The sequence below is a fragment of the Streptomyces tanashiensis genome (assembly GCF_014648895.1).
GTDB lineage: Bacteria > Actinomycetota > Actinomycetes > Streptomycetales > Streptomycetaceae > Streptomyces > Streptomyces tanashiensis.
Window position 1 is genome coordinate 146358 of record NZ_BMRZ01000002.1, and the last position, 20098, is coordinate 166455.

Annotated in this window: 15 protein-coding genes and 1 pseudogene; 9 read left to right on the top strand and 7 right to left on the bottom strand. The window is 70.4% G+C overall.

The window, feature by feature from the left end; all coding sequences use genetic code 11:
• The first annotated feature begins 3 nt into the window (after positions 1 to 3).
• A complete protein-coding gene (locus tag IE237_RS06160) occupies positions 4 to 393 on the top strand; it encodes a hypothetical protein (RefSeq protein WP_189800785.1) in 390 nt (129 codons plus the stop codon).
• A 172-nt stretch (positions 394 to 565) separates the two neighbouring features.
• Entirely contained in the window at positions 566 to 2413 is a 1848-nt protein-coding gene (locus IE237_RS06165; protein WP_189800786.1) for a protein kinase domain-containing protein, read from the top strand.
• Positions 2414 to 2557: 144 nt separating this feature from the next.
• Here the strand turns inward: IE237_RS06165 and IE237_RS06170 are convergent, their stop codons facing one another.
• The gene (locus tag IE237_RS06170) at positions 2558 to 3331 is read right to left on the bottom strand and encodes a glycosyltransferase family 2 protein (RefSeq protein ID WP_189800787.1); all 774 of its coding nucleotides are present in this window, start codon (positions 3329 to 3331) and stop codon (positions 2558 to 2560) included.
• Positions 3332 to 3745: 414 nt separating this feature from the next.
• Between IE237_RS06170 and IE237_RS06175 the strand changes: the two genes are divergently transcribed.
• A complete protein-coding gene (locus tag IE237_RS06175; RefSeq protein WP_189800788.1) occupies positions 3746 to 4945 on the top strand; it encodes a calcium-binding protein in 1200 nt (399 codons plus the stop codon).
• Between the two features lie 291 nt (positions 4946 to 5236).
• On the opposite strand, the gene IE237_RS06180 is transcribed toward IE237_RS06175, so the two are convergent.
• Both IE237_RS06180 and IE237_RS06185 read right to left on the bottom strand, forming a co-directional pair.
• The gene (locus IE237_RS06180; protein ID WP_189800789.1) at positions 5237 to 6226 is read right to left on the bottom strand and encodes a nucleotidyl transferase AbiEii/AbiGii toxin family protein; all 990 of its coding nucleotides are present in this window, start codon (positions 6224 to 6226) and stop codon (positions 5237 to 5239) included.
• Positions 6223 to 6816: a hypothetical protein gene (locus tag IE237_RS06185; RefSeq protein ID WP_229842337.1), complete on the bottom strand. Its 594-nt coding sequence runs from the start codon at positions 6814 to 6816 to the stop codon at positions 6223 to 6225. The genes IE237_RS06180 and IE237_RS06185 overlap by 4 nt, the downstream gene beginning before the upstream one ends.
• 119 nt (positions 6817 to 6935) lie before the next feature.
• On the opposite strand from IE237_RS06185, the gene IE237_RS06190 reads away from it, so the two are divergent.
• The 6 genes and pseudogenes from IE237_RS06190 to IE237_RS06215 all read left to right on the top strand — a co-directional run bounded on the left by IE237_RS06190 (position 6936) and on the right by IE237_RS06215 (position 15343).
• Complete coding sequence (locus IE237_RS06190) at positions 6936 to 7826, top strand: phytoene/squalene synthase family protein (protein WP_189800791.1); 891 nt, start codon at positions 6936 to 6938, stop codon at positions 7824 to 7826.
• 61 nt (positions 7827 to 7887) lie between these two features.
• Positions 7888 to 8352: a transposase gene (locus tag IE237_RS06195; RefSeq protein WP_440862279.1), complete on the top strand. Its 465-nt coding sequence runs from the start codon at positions 7888 to 7890 to the stop codon at positions 8350 to 8352.
• A gap of 712 nt (positions 8353 to 9064) precedes the next feature.
• Positions 9065 to 9436: a CU044_2847 family protein gene (locus tag IE237_RS06200; protein ID WP_189800793.1), complete on the top strand. Its 372-nt coding sequence runs from the start codon at positions 9065 to 9067 to the stop codon at positions 9434 to 9436.
• Between the two features lie 55 nt (positions 9437 to 9491).
• On the top strand, positions 9492 to 13757 hold the full coding sequence (locus IE237_RS06205) for an nSTAND1 domain-containing NTPase (protein WP_229842339.1): 4266 nt from the start codon (positions 9492 to 9494) through the stop codon (positions 13755 to 13757).
• A 74-nt stretch (positions 13758 to 13831) separates the two neighbouring features.
• A pseudogene (locus tag IE237_RS41785) lies at positions 13832 to 14193 on the top strand (transposase); the annotation flags it as partial.
• Positions 14194 to 14536: 343 nt separating this feature from the next.
• Positions 14537 to 15343, top strand: a complete 807-nt coding sequence (locus IE237_RS06215; protein WP_189800795.1) for a DUF4253 domain-containing protein — start codon at positions 14537 to 14539, stop codon at positions 15341 to 15343.
• Between the two features lie 479 nt (positions 15344 to 15822).
• On the opposite strand, the gene IE237_RS06220 is transcribed toward IE237_RS06215, so the two are convergent.
• From IE237_RS06220 to IE237_RS06235, 4 genes are all read right to left on the bottom strand, one after another.
• Complete coding sequence (locus IE237_RS06220; RefSeq protein WP_189800796.1) at positions 15823 to 16428, bottom strand: cysteine peptidase family C39 domain-containing protein; 606 nt, start codon at positions 16426 to 16428, stop codon at positions 15823 to 15825.
• A gap of 475 nt (positions 16429 to 16903) precedes the next feature.
• Positions 16904 to 17542 (bottom strand): HAD family hydrolase, encoded by a 639-nt coding sequence (locus IE237_RS06225; RefSeq protein WP_189800797.1) that lies wholly within the window; start codon positions 17540 to 17542, stop codon positions 16904 to 16906.
• Between the two features lie 650 nt (positions 17543 to 18192).
• Positions 18193 to 19362, bottom strand: a complete 1170-nt coding sequence (locus IE237_RS06230; RefSeq protein ID WP_229842341.1) for an esterase-like activity of phytase family protein — start codon at positions 19360 to 19362, stop codon at positions 18193 to 18195.
• A 244-nt stretch (positions 19363 to 19606) separates the two neighbouring features.
• Positions 19607 to 19996, bottom strand: a complete 390-nt coding sequence (locus IE237_RS06235; protein WP_189800798.1) for a hypothetical protein — start codon at positions 19994 to 19996, stop codon at positions 19607 to 19609.
• Positions 19997 to 20098 lie beyond the last annotated feature (102 nt).

Genomic DNA, 20098 nt, shown 5'->3' on the forward strand with positions numbered 1-20098 from the left:
ACAGTGAGCGAGTACAACATTCACGCCGGGTTCCGGGAGCCGCAGACTCCCGGGGCCGTCCTCGCGGAGGCCCTGTGGGCCGACCTCGAAGCGGCCTTCGGCATCGGGTTCACCGACAACAGCAGCAGTTACGGCCCTTCCTTCACCTGGGGGGACGGTGACCGCTGGCTGAGCGTGTTCGTCACGGTGCCGCCGGACCTGGACGAGCCGTCCCGCTCGCATCCCGCCCGGATCACCGCCAACCAGCCGGACTCGGACGCCTGGGCGAACCAGGTCTTCGAGGCCCTGGACGCGACCGGCCGGTACTCGATGTACACGATCGAGGACGACTGGAAGCTCGTCCGCACCAACTCGGAGCTCGCCCGCACCCAGTGGGAGGAGCAGCAGGACTGAGGTCCCGAACCACCGATAGGCCGGTGCCCCCGTGCGATCCGCACGGGGGCACCGGCCTATCGGCTCCTCCTCCACACTCACGGCTCCTTTGCTCGGCATTCCGGATCCATTCGGGTGAGCCGTGGCTAGTCTTGATCCGCCGCAGTGATGTTCCAGGGGGGAGCTACTTTCCGTGCAGCCGTTACAAGCGCATGACCCCGAGCGGGTCGCCGACTACCGGCTCCTTGGCCGGCTCGGGGAAGGCGGCATGGGGGTGGTCTATCTGGCCCGGTCCCCGCGTGGCCGGATGGTGGCGGTGAAGACCATCCGTGCCGAGCTGGCGGCGGCGCCGGACTTCCGCCGCCGGTTCGCCAAGGAGACGGCCGTGGCACAACAGGTCGGCGGGGACTGGACGGCCGCCGTGCTGGCGGCCGACCCGGAGGCGGCACTGCCCTGGGTCGCCACGACGTACGTCGCCGGTCCGACCCTGCAACAGGTGGTGGCGGAGCAGCACGGGCCGCTGCCGGAGCCTTCGGTGCGTGGCCTGGCCTCGGGATTGTGCCGGGCTCTGGGGGACATCCATGCCGCCGGTCTCGTCCACCGTGATCTGAAGCCCTCGAACGTCATGGTGACCATCGACGGCCCGAAGGTCATCGACTTCGGCATCGCCCGTGCCTTGAACTCCACCACGGGCGGCCTGACCAGTACCGGGGTGGTGATCGGGTCACCCGGCTTCATGTCGCCGGAGCAGATCCGCGGTGAGCGGCTGACCGAGGCGAGCGACATCTTCTCGCTGGGCACGGTACTGGCCTTCGCCGCCTCAGGGCGGCTCCCGTTCGATGCGGCGGAGGGCCAGGCTCACGCGCTGATGTACCGGGTGGTGCACGAGGCACCGGACCTCGCCGGTGTGCCCGAGCCGCTGCAGGGGATGCTTGCGGCCTGCCTGGCCAAGGATCCGGCGGATCGACCGACTCTGGCCGAGCTGCGGGAACGGCAGGAGACGCAGTACCGCTCGCTCGGCCCCTGGCTGCCGCTGGAGGTACTGACCCGGCTCGGGCAGGAAGCCGTCCAACTCCTCGACCAGGAGGATCCGCACACCCGGATGGGTCCGGTCGCCGACATTGCTCTGGACGTGGGCCTTGCGGACGAGGCGACTTCGGAGGGCCCGGCTCAGCCGCTGCACCCGCCCACCGCCGTCGACCAGGCGCGGGAGGCGGACCGGCTCGGTGCGACCGGGCGTGCGGAAGAGCCGCAGCCCCTGCTGGCCGACGAACGCCGCCGCGCACGCCGGCGGACGGAAACGGCCGACGGGTACCGGGCCGCCGTCTACTGGATGCTCGGACTCTCGGCCCTGGTCTCCGGACTCACGGCCGTCCACCAGTTCGTCGTCTCCGTCACCGTCCCAGGGCGTCAGTACGACGACGATGATCTCTACCCGGACTGGGAGGAGTCCTGGGAGAACATCGCTGACGTGACGCGATGGGAAAGCATTCCCTTCCACATCCTCTTCGCCGCCCAGCTTCTCGTCGGCGCAGGGCTGGTGGTGAGCTGGGTTCTCTGGTTCGCCCGGGTGCGTGCCGTCGCCGAGCGGTTCACGCCCGGTCGGCTGCGCTACCACCCGTCCATGGCGTGGGTGGGATGGTTCATCCCCGTCGTGAATCTCTTCCTTCCCAAGCAGATCGCCAACGACGTCTGGCATGCCTCCAGCCCACCCGGCCAGGGCGACGGCACAGCCCCGGCGCCGCGTCTGCTGCAAGCCTGGTGGGCGGTCTGTCTGGTCACCGTCGTACTCGGGCCGCTCGTACTGAGTCCATGGACCGCCCTCCTCGGCCGCGTGCCCTTCAGCGCTGAGGTCCAGGAAGGACAGACCTGCTGCGAGACGGACTACAGGTACGAGTTCAACCTGGAAACCTGGCTCACCCTGGTCCTTCACGTGCTCGTCGTGCCGGCGGCGGTCGTCGCCGCCCGCTACGTCCGCCGGCTGACCGCCATGCAGGCGGCCAAGTCGACGGCTGAACGACGTGGTCCGTCCGATCTGTGATCTTGCGGCGGGCCGGAGCGTCGGCGCACTACCGCCACTCACTCCACCAACCGTCGGGGCGGCCTGGGTGGGGGAAGCCGCGTCGGAACCGCCCGCCTCGGAGGCCGAGCGGACGGGTGTCTGGCCAGGTCGCGGCCAGGGGTTCTAGATTCGCGAGTTGCGCAGCGACTGCCACGCGGCGCCGGCCAGCGCACGCGTCGCCCGGGGAACCGAAAGCCCCTCGTGCTCGCGGTACAGCTCCCAGTTGTAGGGGATCAGCGACAGCTTGTTGGAGGACAGTGATCCGGCCTGGTGGGCCCTGTACACCGCGAGCGGCTCGGCCAGGCCTCGGGCGTCAGCGCCGTCCCGCATGATCGACAGCCACAGGGCGTAGTCCTGCCGCTTCCGCATCTCCGGCATGAGGCGCGTGCCGAGGACGTTGCGGTCGTACATGGCGGTCAGAGCGCCGATGTAGTCCCGTACCAGCATCGCCTGGTAGTCCACGTGCTCCCGCGCGCTGACCACCCGCCCGTTCGGGACGAAGTCGGTGCTCTCGCCGGCGTGGTCGGCGTCCATCTTGAAGTAGGAGGTGAACGTCAAGGGCGCATCGCCCTCTGCGGCGAACGCGATCTGCCGCTCGGTCTTCTCGGGAAGCCACATGTCGTCGCTGTCGAGGAAAGCGACGTAGTCCCCCTGGGCCCGCGTGATCGCGAGGTTGCGTGCCCGGCCGGCACCGCCCTGTTCCGGTGCCGACTCCGGCTTGACGCGCTCGTCCTGCCTGGCGAAGTCCATGAGCAGGTCCATGGACTCATCGGACGACTTGTCGTCGGTGACCAGCAGCTCCAGGTCGCTGTGGGTCTGTGAGAGCACCGACCGAACCGCTGCACCGAGCGTCGCTGCCGAGTTGTATACGGGCATCACGACGGAAACCAGGGGCACAGCGCTTCTCCTCGCTCGGGCAAAGACGACGTTCCATTCAAGCACTGGAATTGTAGTGGGAGCTGCCATGCCCGTTGTCGCTGGTCAGGGCTGCGTGGGACTGTCGCCGAAGCTGCGCGCCGCGGAGGTGGGTCACCGGGCCCTCGGCCACGACGTGGACGCTCACTGTGGGTGATGGTTCCCACACCGGCCATCGCGTGGCCGGGCGGCGACCGGCCGTGTCGCCTTCTGGTGACGCACGTGCGGAGGGCGCGCGTCCGCACCCATCCGACTGCCACCCGTACGAACGCCCAAGGCCCACGCTCGCTGGCCCGTTGGAGCGGACGGCGTGCGGCAATCGGATTCACATGCGTCCGAAGCACGATGATGTGAGGCAGACCTCCTTCTGCTACCCCTCAGACCTGGAGGCCTCACATGGCTCGGCTCCTCACGGCCGGCATTGTCTCGGCGGCGCTGATCACCCTGGGAATCCCGGCGACGACCGCCGCCGCTGCCGCTCCCACCTGCTTCGGCATTCCCGCGACGCTCACCGGAGCGGGCACCCTCACGGGCACGCCCGGGCGCGACGTCATCGTCGGTTCCGCAGGGGCCGACGTGATCGACGGCCTCGGCGGCAACGACGTCATCTGCGGCCTCGGCGACGACGACCGCCTCGTCGGCGGCCTCGGCGACGATCGGATCGACGGCGGGGACGGCAACGACGCGATCCGCGGTGATGTGTCGGTCGAGAGCGGAGACGCCAAGGGCGGCGGCAACGACGTCATGTACGGCCGCGACGGAGACGACGACATGGTCGGCGACTCACTGACCGGCAGTGGCAATGCCGAGGGCGGCGGCAACGACGTCATGCACGGCGGCGACGGCAACGACTTCATGGTGGGTGACTCGGAGACCGACGCCGACGGCAACGCCAAGGGTGGGGGCAACGACCGGATCTTCGGCGAGGACGGCGACGAAGAGCACATCACCGGCGACAGTGTGGCCCTCGGCGGCAATGCCGAGGGCGGCGGCCGGGACCGCCTGGAGGGCGGCAACGGCGACGACGGCCTGCTCGGGGACTCGGCTGCCCCCTTCCAGGGAACCGGAACCGGCGCGGGCGACGATGTGCTGCTTTCCGGACCGGGGCTCTTCGAAAGCATCATCGGGGACAGCGAAGGCATCGACGCGGCCCGTGGCAACGGCGGCGACGACATCATCGACCTCGGCGCCGACGGCGGACTGTTCGCCATCGGAGACCACAACATCGGCGACCCGCAGGGCGGGCAGGCGACCGGGGCGGGCAACGACCGGATCACCGGCGGCACGGCGGACGACACGCTCATCGGCGAGAGCTCGGTCGGGGATGCCACGCAGACGTTCGCGGGCCATGACGTGATCGACGGTCGTGGTGGCAACGACCACCTCTTCGGCGACAACGTGAACTTCGACGGGGACGCGAGCGTGGGCACGGCCGGCGGCCGGGACCAGCTCCACGGCGGCACCGGCGACGACGCCATCCTGGCAGGCCCCGCCAACGACCTCCTGGACGGCGGCGCGAACACCGACTCCTGTGACGGCGAAGCCGGCAACCACGACATCGCCCTGCGCTGCGAGTCCGTCACCGACGTTCCCTGATCGCGGACCCGCCCGGCCGGACCGTCGTCACGGCCCCTACACGGCGGGCGCCGACAGCAGGTCCCACGTTCGCCGGCTCGCACTGACGGCGTCGCCCTGCGCGGTGGTGAAGTGGGTGCGCGCGGTGACGTGTGACGGGCTCCGACGGAGATCGGGCGTGCCGAGGGCCACCGGGCAGTCGGCGGTCCGGTCTCGGGTGGGTCGGCGGAGGCGCCGGGGCGGAACGGGGTGCGGGTGGCGTGCGGGATCTCGTCCGGGTCGCTGCGGCGCCGGTAGGCGTGCGCCGCGACGCTAGGCCGCCCCCAGTACCGGAGCCAGGGCGGCCAGCAGACGGGCGCCGAGGTCGCGCCGTGCGGCCTCGGTGTTCGGGTGGGCGTCGTCGAAGCCCGCCCAGTCGACCGCGCGGGCGGCGTCCTCGAACATCGCGAGGCTCAGCGGCTCGTCCGGGCGGCCCGGCCACTCGTCCGCCTCGCGCAGCACGGTCTCCAGGAGGGCGCGAGGCATGGTGCAGTTCTCGGCGAGGAGGACCGCGTCGTACAGGTCCTTGGCCTGCGGGTACATGTCGCAGCTCAGCCACATGAGCTTCCAGGCCAAGGACAGTTCGCGGTCCGCGGCCGGCAGGCGGACGCCCGCGACCTCGGCCGGGCGGGGCGGCGTCGGGGGGCGCTCATGGAAGACGAAGTCGAGCTGGACCTGACCGCCGGGCAGCCCGGGGGCGGTCCACGGCAGGACCAGACGGTGACCGGGCACCCGCTCGTAGGTCCAGATGTACTCGGACACGGCTTCGGCCGCCGAGACCGACAGATCCGCGCCGCGCTCCTGGGCGAGGCGCTCGGCCGCCTCGGCGATGCCGTCGAGCATCGCGCGGGTCCGGGGCTCCTCGATGCGCCAGGTCTCGGGGACGACAACGAAGTCGATGTCCTTCGGAGCGCGGGCCGCGTCGCCGAACCAGGCCCCCATCAGCATGCTGCCGCGCAGCACGAGGGAGCCGGCCCACGGCGACCCGGCGACGGCCGCGAGGACGAGCTCCAGCGCCGCGCGCCGGGCCGCCTGCCAGCGGACCCGCAGCTCCGGGTCCTCGACGACCCCGTCACCGGGCCGGAAGGCCCCGTCGAAGTGCTTCAGCGCGGGGTCGAAGACCAGGTGCCGCACGGCCGCCTCGCCGACGCCCGCGGTCAGGGTGTGCGGCAACTCGTGCTTACGGTGCACCCGGTCGGCGGCGGGCTCCGTGCCGCTGTCGGGCCCGTCCGGGATGGACGGCGCCCACTGCTTGTCGGTCATACGGTCTCCTCCAGCCAGCCCTCGTCCCACGACAGGTCGCTGTCGGAGACCACGAACTCCCGCTCCTCCGCCACCAGCTCGTGCCCGGCGGCGAGCAGTGCGCCGACGAGTGCGTCGCAGGCGCGCCCCGCCTCATCCGACGGCCCCGGGTGCCGCTGGGTCACGAAACGTTCGTGTCGCCCGCCCGGCCCCGGCAGCGCCCGGCGCGCGTTCCACGACACGTGGGCCCCGTGCGGCACGACGAGGTCCTCCAGCGCCGCCCGGTCGTACGCGGCGGGCAGCGCCAGCTTGACGTGGTGCTCGAAGTAGCCCCCGCCGGGCCCCACGGGCTCCGCGCTCCACGGCACCGTCTCCACCTTGACCCGCGCCGGCTCGAAACCGGCCTCCCGCAGCCCGGTCACCACCGCCGGATGTCCCGCCCGGCCGCGCAGGGTCAGCATCGGCTGGACCGGCGTGCGGCCACGCGCGAGGACGATGGTGGTGACCTTCAGGTCCCGGTCCGCCGCCCACGCGCCGAGGCGGGCCAGCTCGCCCTCGGTCCGGCAACGCACCGTCACATGCGTCTCGAAGACGTCGTCGACCCCGTTCACAACCACTCCTGGAACCCCTTGCGTATCGCCACGAGTCTGACAGGCGACTGGCCGGGGGCGCCTCCGGGTTTCCGCACCGGGAACCGTAGGCTCACAGCCGACGACGACAGGAGACCGGGATGTGGAAGCGGGCCCTCGACCGGGCCGGGGTGCGGGACCCGCAGCTGCGGCGCGACTACACCGACCAGCGGCGGGCGGTGCGGAGGTTCGCGACGGCCGAGTACGCGGCGGCGCGGATCCTGCTCCCCGCCGCGCTGCTCCCCCACGTCGTGGTGGCCGTCGCGTTCATGCACGACACCGACGACCGGATCGACCGCGGCACGCCGGACGAACGGGCGGCCGCGCTCACCGAGTGGGACGGCCTCGTACGCAAGGCCCTCGCCGAAGGCGACTCCGCCCTGCCCGTCCTGCGCTGTCTGGCACGCACCGCCGAGCGACACCCCGATGTGCGCGCCCACGTGGACGAGTTCCTGCGCGGCTGCGAGCGCGAAGTGGCCTGGCGGACCATCGCCGACGACGAGGAGCTGAAGCAGTACGTACGGGAGTACTCGCTGCCCGCGCTGATGCTCACGGCCTGCCTCCTCGCGCCCGAGGACGCGGCCACGCGGACGACGTTCACCGAAGGCTGCCACCTGCTCATCCGTGCCATGCAGCGCATCGACTTCCTGGAAGACCTGCCCGAGGACGTGCGCGCGGGCCGCCACGGCGTCCCCGTCGACGCGGTGACCCGCCACGGCGCGGACCTCACCCGCCCCGGCCCCGCACTCGGACGGCTCGTCGAGGAGCAGGCCGACCGTGCCGCCGCCGACCTCGCGGCCGCCACCCCACTCCCGACCCTCGTGGCCCCGCCGTACCGCCCCTTCGTCCGTGCTCTCGTCGGCGTCCAGAGACTCCGCCTCGACGCCGTGCGCCGCGCGGGCGCCTCCCTGGCGACCCGCCCCTCGGGACCCTCGGCACCGGGAGCCGCCCTTCTGCTGCTGAGAGAGGCCGCGAGGCGGATTCGGAACTAGTCCTCCAGTCTGACTTCGCGATCGTGCCGCGGACCCGGCTGGGAACGGGTATGGGCGCCGTGTGATCACCGATTGGTGTCTGGGCATACGAAGATCGTGCGGTGACCGCAGGTCACCGCGTCGACCCTGCCCGGATGGCGGGCGATGTTCGCCGGAGCCGATGCGACTGCTGCTGCGCTGCGCCCGCTGGGGCGCCGACGCCGTCCGCAACGACATCCACCCACGTCGTCGAGCACCTCACCTCCGCGCCGAGGGCGCGGTGCTGATCGTGAATGAAACGGGCATCGTGCACAACAGCCGCGCCTCGGCGGGCGTGCCGCGCCAGAACACCGGCACCGCCGGACTCATCAAGAACTCCCAGGGCGGTGTCTTCCTCACCTACGCCACCAGCCGGGGACGGGCACGGGTCGACCACCGCCTCTACCCGCCCGAACAGTCCTGGCCCACCGATCCCGAAGGCCACCGAGCCGCCGAGATGCCGGACGATGGCTGGTTCGCGACCAAGCCGGCCTTGCCTGAGAGATGAGCGCCGCCGCACCGGAGGCCGGAGTGTCGGCGCCTCGGGTGACCGGTACGAAACCTACCGCCAGGACCTGCGGCTGCGAGCTGCTCTGCAGACACTTGAGACCGGCTGTGTTCTCGCGGTCGCCTGCGCGGCCCGGGTACGGACCAACTCAGGCCGCACCCCTGCTCGCGCCGACACCCTCGCCACACGGTTGCCCGCCGCCGCGTGGCAGCGGCAGAGCACCGGCTGTGGCGCGAAGGCCCGGCTACTACAGGCCTGGATCCACATCGGCACCGACGAACACCGACGTCGGGGTCGGTAGTCACCGGCAGGCGGCCGAAGCAGGGCACCCGGACGTCAGCGAGGTGGCGGAGCACGACCCGGGCCTGAGGTGGCGAACTCATCTTCGGGGCCGCTCGCACACGAGCTGACAGATGGTGTGTGGGCACGACACGGAGCCGTCATGACGGCTCGTTGGCGGATCGGCGGCCGGCCGGTCCCGACCGGTCCAGGCGCATCGGCGTCGACGCCAGCGGGCAGGTAGCGGCCTCGCCGTCGCAACGCCCCCAGCGAGTCCCTCAGATCGCCGGAGCGGGAGTCCTGCACCGATTCCCGCGGCCCGAGGCGGCGCCTTGTGACTTTTCGTCAGAATAGGCAATGACGGCTCCCGAGCGAAGAGATGGTGCCTACGCTCGTCGTGCACCCACCGCTATCGGAGCTGAGACGAGGATCCATGGCCCTGACCGAACGCCGCCCCTTCCATGTGGTCGAAGTGCCCCTCGGCGACGGGCAGGACGTTGTGCGGGTCCAGGTCGACGAGACGGACGAGGCTGTGGTCCGGGTCGGCCGGGGCAGCCGGGCGGCGGCCCGTGCGGAGGAATCCCTGGACCGGATGCTGGACGTGGTCCGCCCGGTGGCCGACGCGTTCGTCGGGCACTGCCGGGACATGTCGCGACAGCCCGACGAGGCCACCCTGGAGTTCGGCATGTCGCTGTCGGCGGACGCGAAGATCCTCATCGCCGGGTCATCGGCCACCGCGAACTTCTCGGTCAGCCTCACCTGGCGCAACGACACCGCGGACGACGCGCCGGTTCCGGCGCCTTGAGGCCCTCATGACCGGGCGGGGGACAACGGTGGGCAACCCGGCACGCGAACCTGCCATGGCCTCTTCGGTCGTGCGGATCAGGGGCGCGAACGGCGCGATCGTGGGCGCGGGCTTCCTCGTTGCAGGGGACACGGTACTGACCTGCGCTCATGTGGTGTCTGACGCGCTGGAGAGGCCCCGGGACTCAGCAGTCGAGGCAGGGGCTGTGGTCGGACTCGACCTGCCGTTCGCCGTCGGCCGCCCAAGTGGGACGGCGAAGGTCGTGCACTGGGTACCGGTCCGGGAGGACCAGGGCGGTGACGTCGCCGTGCTGCGCCTGCAAGCCCCCCTGCCCGGTGCCCACCCTCTCCCGATGGCCGAGGTCGGGGATGTCTGGGACCACGGGACCCGGGCAGTCGGCTTCACCGACGACGCACCCGACGGCACCTGGCAACAGGGACGCTTCCGCGGTCCGGTCGGGAGTTCGCTGGTACAGCTCTCGCGGGCGGACGGACAAGCCGTTTACGTGAGACCGGGGTTCAGCGGGAGCCCGGTCTGGGACGACGCCCTGGGCGTCGCGGTGGGCATGGTCGTCGCCTCGCAGCCGGTGCGGGAGGCACAGCAGGCATTCGTGATGCGCACCGCGGCGCTGACGGACGAGGTGCCCGGTCTCGCGAAGTCACTTCTGCCGCCCAAGCCCTTCCTCGGTCTACAGCGGTTCGGGGAGGACGCCAAGCACCTGTTCTTCGGCCGGGACGGTGACATCGACCGGGTGGTGACCGCACTCCGGGGCGATCAGCCGGTCATCACGGTGTGCGGTCCCTCGGGCTGCGGCAAGTCCTCACTCGTCTTGGCAGGCGTTGTGCCCGAGCTGCGCCGGTCTGGATGGGACATCCTGACCGTCGACTGCGGCAGAGCGGGGACGCCGGGTGCGGCCCTGGCCACCGAGCTCTTCGAACGCGCGGTGGGCGGTTCCGGTCCCGCGCGGGCGGAGCACGCCGACCGGGTGGCGGCGTGGCTGCGGGAGTTGGGGCTCGCCGACGCCTTCCACCGGGCCACCGGCCGGAGCGCGGACCGTCTGCTCGTCGTCCTCGACCAGGCGGAGGCCCTGCTCTACCTGTCCGAACCGGAGCTCGCGGAGACACTGGCTCTGCTGTTCCCGCCCCGCCGCGCCGGTCTGAAGGTTCTCGCCACGCTACGCGCCGACGTCGTCGACACGGTGCTGGGACACCCCCGACTGGCGACCGCACTGACGACCGGGGTGATGCTTCCCCTGACGCCCATGACCAGGGAGCAGCTCCACGCCGTCGTCACCCGCCCCCTCGAAAGCGCACCCGGGGTGACCTACGACCCGGGCCTGGACCTGCGGATCCTGGACGACACCGGCTCGGACCCGGGCGTTCTGCCCCTTCTGGGGTTCCTGCTGGAACAGCTGTGGGAGCGGCAGCGCGGCGGACGGCTGAGCGCCGCGGTGTACCAAGAGATCGGAGGCGTCCGTGGTGCCCTGCTCGACCACGCCCGACGTGTGTGGGAGAGCTGTGTCCCGGCCGGCGCGGAGACGGAGGCACGACGTCTGTTGGCTGGGCTGGTCCGTGCGGTCCCCGGTGGTGGATCCGTACTGCGACGCGCGCTGACGCGAGAGGAGTCCGGTGAGGAGCGCTGGAGCCTGGCCCAGGCCATGGCCGGCGAGGACGCGCGCCTGCTCGTCCTGCACGGTGGAAACGGCAGGCCCGAGAGCGCGGAGCTGGCACACGAGGCGCTGATCACCCAGTGGCCCCAGCTCGTCGAAGTGGTCCGTGACGACGCCGACTTCCTCGACGCACGGGCCGAGGTCCAGCACGACCTGGACCGCTGGAAGCGGACAGAACACCGTAGCGATCTGCTGCCGGGAGGCTCCCAGCTCGACGCCCTCACCAAACGGATCGGTACACGCGAGCAGGAACTGAGTTCGGAGCAGCGCGAGTTCCTCATGAGGGCGCGCAGCCGCCGGAACATCGTCCGCTGGTGGATCCGGGCCGGCTGGGTGGCCGGCGCTCTGGTGCTCGCACTGATCGCGACCTTGATCGGCGCCAATGTCCTGGAGTCCCGGCTCAGTGCCCAGCGCGCCGAGGAGGCGCACTCCCGGGCACTGGCCGTCCAGTCAGACGAACTGGTGGGCACCAACCCCGGCCACGCCGCCCTGGCCTCGGTCGCCGCGTACGAGACGCAGCCGACGCAGGAGGCCCGCAACGCGCTGCTGCGGCGCTACTCCGAGGTCCGGCACCTGGAATGGAGCCTGTCAGGAGCCGAGGGGACGTTCCGAGACGCCGCGATGAGCGCGGACGGCACGGTAACGCTCGTGGCGACCGACGGCGGGCGTGCGTTGCTGTTCGTCCGCACGGCTCAGGGCTCGGTGCGGCAGGAGACCATTCGCGTACGTTCGCGCGTCAGGTCCCCCCAGGTGAGTTTCGACGGACGGCGCATCTCCTACGTGCACGCCGACGGCGGACAGATCGTCTGGCACGACGTCAGCCCTTCCGGAAGAAGTCTGGCCGGACCGGCCCACCCGCTCGGGACCCATGGCCTGGACGGCGGCGGTGACGACTTCGCAGCGGGCTACAAGGCCACGGCCTTCTCCCGCGACGCCCGCTTCCTGGTCGAATCGTCGAATGATACCTGGACGCTCGGCGTGATCGGCCAGCCGAAACTCCCCGTGCGGGTGTGGGACCTGGAGACCGGGCTTCCGCGTGTGCTGCCGGAGAGGTACTCCATCGCCACGGCGGTATGGTTCGGACCCGACAACCACACAGTGGTACTGGAGTCGCCGGTCAGGTCGCTGATCGCTGTCGACATCAGGACGGGCACGATGCGGCGGCTCACCGATGCCTCGGACGTCACGTCCGAGCGGGCGGACGGCGGCAGCTGGGTGTCGGCCGACGGAACCGTGGCGCTCTCCTGCCGGAAGGGCAATGACGATGTCACATCCCCACGGAGCGGTGCCCTCTACCGGGCGGTGCGCGTGGCGGACGGACGCGTCCTACGCAAACACCGCTGGGACGGCCCCGGTTGGTGCGGCGGCAACACGCTCCTCGCCCCGTCGGGGAAGCGCTTCGTCCGGGGCGACAACAGCACCTGGAACGTCCTGGAGACCACCGGCGACACCCGCCCTCGGACGTTCGTCGGCCCATCACTCTCGATCGGCGCCAGCACGCCGTTCCCCCTGCTCGGCACCGCCGACGAGCCGGTCGTGCCCGCCCTGAAGGACACCACGGTCAGCGGGGAGAAGCTGACCACCGCCGAGGGCGACACTGCCTACGGGCAACCGCGGTTGCTGGGAGACGGCAGCACCATGCTGGTCCGCACAGGGAAGGGCGGCAGCCGGCTGGCCCTGGTGGAGACCGAAGGAGTCAACCGCGTGGTGTCCGAGGTGTCCGACAAGTTCAGGACACCTCCCTCCAGGGACCAGATCCTCGCCGTCAACGACTCGGAGACCCTCATGGCGGATGTGTCCGACGAGTCCCGGGTGACGGTCCGCCGACTCCCGTCGCTGGAGAAGGTCTCCACCTTCACCGCGGCGCGCCCCGCCACGAAAGGCGGTCATCGGGAGAGTGAGCCCGTCTCGCTGGACTTCCAGGCTGACGGCCGGCTCGTAACGCTCTCCGGCACCGTCGTCGAGCACTGGGACACCGGCAGCGGGCGCCGTCTGAACTCGCCGATCGACCTCAGGGATCTCCGGTTGACGTCCAGCGACGAGCCGGAATATATGGTGGGCGAGCATCGCGTCCCGGGAGCGATCGCGGTCCACGTGCGCGGGGAACCGCACCTGCATGCCGTCGACCTGCGGACAGGCCGTGAGCGCAAGGACCTGCGCATCACACTCGGCGATGACCTGCTTGCGGTGGAATTCCTCAAGGACAGGCGGTACCTGTCCGTTCTTACCACGGGCCGCATCGTAGAACTGTGGTCCGCCGAGCCGGGGCAACCGCCGCGGCGGGTGCTCGGTCCGTTCGGGCCGCTGGAACCAGGGGAGTTCACGGTCGGCAACCCAGCGGGCGCCAAATTCATCGTGGCCTACGGCAGCACCGCCGTCTTCCTCGCCGCGGACGATCCCTCCTACCGGGACACCTACAAGTTCGGCGCGAAGCAGGGCTTCGCCGCCACCATCGCCACGGACGGAACAGCCTTCCTCGGGACTCCCGCGTTGGAACCCACAGGGCTCTCCACGAGGTCCGCCCTGACGCTCACCCGGCTCGACCCCGCGCTGTGGAAGCGGCATATCTGCAAGGTCCTCGGCCGCGGCCTCACCGACGACGAAGCCAGCGCCCTGCCCGGACCGCTACCGGACACCGTCTGTCTCCCCTGAGCCGCGGGACTGGGCATGGCAGGGCGGCACCGCGTCGACGCCCCCGTCACAGGGTGCCGGCGACTGGCCGAGCAGCCGGCCATGCCCTCCCTGGCCCGATGCCGCGGCTGCTGCGAACCGGCCGCTGGGACGCTGACGCGGGGCTGCGATGACATCCGCGCTACGTCCTCGAACATCTCGGTGCCGACGACGGCGTCCTATTCGTGGACGAGACCGGCTTCCTGAAGAAAGGCACCGCCTCGGCAGGCGTGCAGCGGCAGGACACCGGCAGCCTGGGCCGATCCGAGAGTACTCAGGTCGGGGTGTCCTCGCCTACGCCTCCGACAGAGGACGGGCGCTGATCGACCGCCGGGTCCACCTGCCCGACGCCTCGTGGTGCCAGGACTCCGAGCACCAGACCCGTTCCGGAGTGCCCGACCAGGCTCCAACAGGGACTCTCTTCGCTCCCACGCCTCATCCGTCAACCCACCTCGACAACAACTTCCCACCGTCCCGCGTCCGGCGCGGTGCGAGCAGCAAGCCGCTGGCGCGCGTCCTCTTGCCGCCGCCTTCTCTTCCCCTGTCCTGGCACGTGCCCAGAATCACTGGCCGGCGTCAGGCCGGCAAGGCAATTGGGCCGAGCAGGCACGTCTCCACTCGGTGATCATTTGTCAGACAGTCCCTAAGGGCCGTCCGGTCGGTCAGGGGAAAATGGTGGCGCGGTTCTTGCCGACCGCCTCTAGGGTCCTGGGTTCATGACGCCATTCCTTCGCCCGCCTGCCCTTCCCGCCGATGATCTTGTGCGTCTCCTGCAGGAGTGCTGCCCCGAGGCCGAGATCGCGTGGGCCATGACGGGCACGGGCGTCGACATCGTCGGAGCGCGCGTGCCCGTGGAGCGGGTTTGGGACCTGTGGGAGATCGGGCGGCGCAGGCACGGAGAGACCGGATGGTGGCCGTATGTAACGTCCGCCTCGCCTGGAGGAGAGGCCGTCTACCAGGACAAGCGGGGTTGCGACACGGCCGAGTGGGAGCGTTCGGTCACCGAGGTAGTCCTTCAGGATCACGACGCCCGGGCCGCGTCGGTCGTGGTCTCCAACTTCCGGTGGTCGACCACGGGCCTCCCTTTCGACGACGAGGACTTCCTGGGCTGGCGGGACGAGTACGATCCCGACCGTCTGGCACCACTGCTCCGTCCGGCGGTGGTGGGGCCAATGCTCGGGGTGCCGCGGTGGGCCACCGACCGCGGCGAAAGCCGCGCCGGCATGCGCTGGGTCAACTTCGTGGCCGCTAGGGGTGGTTACGAGCTGCCCGTGCTCCTTCCCTATCTGTACGCCAATCCGAACTGGTTCGGGCACGGCAGCCGGTGCCTGACTCCCCTTGACGACGCAGCTCTTCTGCGCCGCTGGCAGGAGCAGTGGGGCGCAGAGCTGTTCTTCGCCACAGGTCCCTACCTGGAGCTGGTGGTCGACCGGCCGCCCCTGGATCCTCAGGGCGCCGCGCAGGCCGCCATCGAGCTGTTCGCCTACTGCGGCGACACTGTGCAGGACGCGGTCAGCGCCGGGAACGGCATGGCCCGCTCGATGATGTGGTCCCTCTGGTGGGACTGAGCTGGACGGTTCGGGATCCCCGGCCCGGCCCGTTGCCTTCGGCGTCCGGCACGGTGCGGCATGGGGGCATGAGCAGAATGGCGCAGGTCGTCGCGTTGGCGCGGTACGAGGACGAGGTGATGGAGCCGCTGGCGCGGCCGGACGAGTCCAGTTCCTGGCATGGCTGCTTCGTGCAGATCCCCTGGTTCGTCGGGGCTGGCACATCGATTCGCCGGAGCACGTACGGGACCCGCGGTCGTGCTGGTGCCCCGGCTCCGTGCATGATCGGCGAGACACCCCTAGGCCGTGCCCGGAAGGTGCCGCCCGGCCCTGCTTCCCGGGCACGACCTACCGGCGCATGGGCGTGGGTGGGCGTGGCGAGCCGCTTCCTGTGGGGAAGGATCACGCGTTCCTGCTGCTCCATGGGCCCGCCTCCCCTTCGACAGGGCACGGCGGGAGCCCGGCGAGGTCGAGTGCCGGGGCCCCGCCGCGGTTCCTGGTCACTTCAGGGACATGCCGCGGCCTGCGAAGAAGCCGGCGAACGTGGCCGTGTGGAGGCGCGCGGTGCGGGTGCGGTCGGTGTCGCCGGAGGGGTTGCGGAAGTGGAGGGTGTCGCCCTGGCGATGGGTGACGAGGACGAGGTGGCCGCCCTTGCCAGGTGCCGGCCGGTCGGGGCGGCGGATCTCCTTGTGTACGGAAGCCATGACCAGGCGGCCGGCGTCGAGGAGGTCGAGGAGGTCGGGCATCGACAGCTCCCGGTGGACGTCGGCCTGGAGGCCGAGTTCGGTCGCGGCGTAGACGGCGGCGGGGGCGTAGATCATGCCGCGGATCGTGCCGGTGTCCTCGTCCTCGGTGTAGGCCCCGTAGCGGCGGGCGCCGTCGAGGAGTTCGAACAGGGTGGGCGCCTCGCCGGTGCGCGCGAGGAGCGCCATGCGCAGACAGGCGATGCCGCACATGTGGCCGCACCACCGCCGGTAGGTGTCGGCGTCCGGGGCCCCGGACTCCGGCCAGCGGGGGTCGTCGCCCTGGTCACGGCCTCCGTAGACGATGGCGTGGATCAGCTCGGGGCTGGCGAACTGGGTGACGGTCGGCAGGTGTTCAGGCATCTGCTGCTGCTCCTGGTGCTGAGGGTGCCTTCGCGCGGGGCGACCAGCCCCGCCCGGCTCGGCGAGCGTGTACGAGGGGGCGGAGTTCACGGATCTCGTCTCTTCCGGGGGCGCTGCTGTCGGGCTGGGTGCTGACGGTGCGTCGAAGGAACGGGGTCACAGCAGCTGAGAACGCTTCGGGTTGATCGACCACGGGAGGTGGCCGGCGCCGAGGGTGACCCGCTGCCCGTACGGCAGGGCGAAGACGAGGAGTCGACGGCCCGTCGAGGGCGGATGTCGTGCGCGCCGTCCACGACGGGCACGGGCACGGTGAGCGTGACCACCGGGCTGGTGTGTCGATGCGGGCCCTGGAGCACAAGTACGGGGTGACGTACCGGACAGTGCGAAGGCGCCGAACTCCGCCAGGCCGGAACCGCGGGCTGATCAACTCCTTCAACGCCTGGCCGCTAAATGCTGAAGGCCGGTCAGGCCGACGTCACGCTATCGGGACACGCCCTGGCACCAAGGGCCCGGCAGCCAAATGAGCCTCGATGCGGGTGATGGTCCGGGCGTTGTCCTCGAACAGGTGCGCCTGCATGCCCGCCGTCTGAGCGGCCTCGACGTTGACTGCGACATCATCGATGAACAGGCAGTCCTCCCGCCGCACGTTCAAGCTGGAGCACACGGCCTCGAAGGCGCGCAGGTCGGGCTTCTCGATGCCGATCTCGTGGGAGTAGACGATCTGCTCCACCAATTCGTCGAAGTGGTACAGCGTCGTCTCCCGCTCCCGGGCACCGACGAAGCTGTTGCTCAGGATGCCCAGCCTGCAGCGTCCCTGCAGCCCCCGCACATAGTCGATGAGGTCCTCGTTCGGCGTCCCCAGATACTCCGTCCAGAGATCGGCCATGAAGGCTTCCCCCTGGGAGGAGTCGAGACCCAGCCGGAGTGCCACCTGCTCGTGAACCTCTCGCTCGCTGATGCTCCCGACGCTCCCAGCTCGCCACACATCGTGCATCCGCTCAGTGACAGTGCCCAGTGGCAGCTCCAGCCGCTCTTCCCACCGTTGCACCCATCCGGTTTCCGGCGTGATCTCCAACACGCCGCCGATGTCGAGAATGACGCAGGTCGCGGTCACGCGAACTCCCCCTCTTCGTCCTTGACCAGCGAGCACAGACCGCCCGCTCATGTGATCGACAAAGACACTGTCTTCTCTTCCTCTGGGGCAAGGTCAAGGGATCTTCGAAGCTTGTGACAGCCCTGTCGCAGTCAGCATTGCCTTCAACTCGTGACGATCTGCAAAGCCGTCGATCGGACGTTGCTGTCCCCACTCGTCAACAACCGCTGTTGCAAGAAGTGATCGAAGCCAACGGTTGGGTGTCCGGTGTGGGCGCGGATGGTGTCGAGGTCGTCGAGGCCTCGGCCAGGGAGTACGGGCCGGTGCGGTCGGAGCGACCGCAGCCGCGTCGGTCCCATCGCCATAAAGTGGCGGGCGGGGTGATGAGGTCGGCAACGGGGGCGAGGCTGCGGCTACACCGACGCCACTCCGCAGCACGACGGGACCTGGTTGCAACCCTTCCCCACCTTCCTCAGGGAGTCCTGAGTCGGGGGATTCTCATCCTCGGGGTGGAAGTCGTCCCGGACGGGGTCCAGAGGCTTCCGGCCGGGGGGGAACCCCACAGGGTGACAAGGCGCCCCGCCCTCCAGGGCGGGGCGCCCGCGCGCAAGCCGGTCAGTCTGTGCTGCCGCCGACTCGGCAGGTCACCTCGGTGGTCCCTCGCCCTTCGGTCAGCGGACGGCGAGGGCGACGATCTGTGTGACCGCCTCCTTGTCGAAGTTGTCGTCGCTGACGAGGATCAGCGTCCGTTCGCCGGACGGGAGAGCGGGGCCCCAGGTCATGCCCTCGGTGTTGTCGACGGTCGACAGGCCGAGGGTGTGGAAGTCCGCGACCAGCTTCTTGCGCATCGGCACGACCCGCTGTCCGGCCAGGGAGTCCATCGCCCGCACGTCGGTGGCACCGCGCGTGGTGGCGTCGTACAGACGGATCTTGTATCCGGAGCCCGCGACCCAGGTGCGTTCGAGCACCAGGTAGCGGTTGGGGTCGTCAGGGAAGGCGAGGAGGGACGGTACGCCGGTGTCGGGGCCCCAGGGGCTGTTCGGGTCGGACTCGGCGAAGATCTTCTCGATGGGGTACGCGAACTGTCCGAGCACCCGGCCGCCCCGGCTCTGCTGCGTGACACGCACGAGCGCGCCGTGCGTCAGGTCCGGCACCGGGCCGTCCTGGAGCAGCGGGCCTTCGATCGCGCTGGTCACCACCCTGCCCCGGGCGCCGAAGGTGAGTGCCTCGACCGCCTGGTTCCGGCGCGGCCCGCGCTCTGCCGTGATCAGGTAGTTCTCGGGCAGTCGCAGGCTGCCGCGGTGGGTGCCGTCCGGGTCGGAGATCTCGATGGACGGCTGGATCACCGGCGGGCCGGCGACGGCGGGCCGGTCGCCCTCCTGCCCCCACCAGTAATCGCAGTCGAGCGGGTCGACGCGGATCTCCTCGGGATCGATCGCCTTGCCGTCCCCGAGCGCGGGCGACGGGTAGACCGATCCGTCCGGCTGGAGGAGGGGGTGGGTGCCGGTGAAGTCGACGGAGTGCACGCCGCCCGCGTCGACGTCCAGCTTCGCGGTGTAAAAGCGCGCGGGCTGCAGGAAGGAGCGGTCGTCGCTGATGAAGACGTACTCGCCGGTGCAGCGGTCGCGGTCGATGCCGGAGAGGCCGCCGACCGTCGTTCCCTGAAAGTCGAGCTTGTACGGAACGATCTTCTCGCCGAGCAGCCGGGCCTGGACCGCGCGCCTGGACTCCGGCTCCGGGGAGACGGATTGTGGTGCGGCCGCGACCGCGATCGCGGGAGCCAGCGTGGACGTGAGAATCAGGGCCGCGGCGCAGGCGCGGCGGATCAGGGAAGCACTCATGCGGATGATCATGGCCCGGCCCGCGGGCGCTCCGCAGTCCCCCACGCGGGTGTTCCTCACGCGTACCCGGACGCCTCCCCGCCACCTGGATCAACAGTCTGATGATCAGTCACCCGTCGCGAGGCCGTCGCGTCGATCATCGATCGTGTCGGCAAGCTTTGATGCTTTCGTTCGACCGGCAGCCCTGTCAGGTGACCGACGTCAACCGCGAGAGCCTGACCTCGCCGGTCCGATGTGGTCCCGTCTACGGACCATCCAGTCGGCTGAAGCCCGCCTGAAGCGCGTGGAGGGTGACGGACGCACCGCCGAGGTACTCGGCCTTCTGACGGAGCCGGTCGACGACCGACGGGCTCGGCTGCCCGTACACGTCGATGGAGCGCATACGGATGAGCGAGCCGAACGCACGGAACTTCGGCCCGCCGAGCTCCAGATGCCGTTCCATCGACGCCGAGTCGGGATGCACGGCGACGACACTCATCGTGGACACGGACTCGTCGAGATAGACGTTGTACGCGATGAGCTGCGGCTCGCGCTCCGCCACGAACGCGACCAGGTCGCGCATGCCGTCCCTGACCTCCTCGATCCTGCCGTCCAGGATCTCGGAGCGGTCGACGTAGAAAAGGGGTTCCGCCATGACTCCGAAGCTAACGCGTGACCCCCTGCCGGCCTGCGCGACGCGCTCCGCGCCCCTACCCCCGCGCCGGTTGAGTCTTCCGACGTGCCCATGGCACCGCCG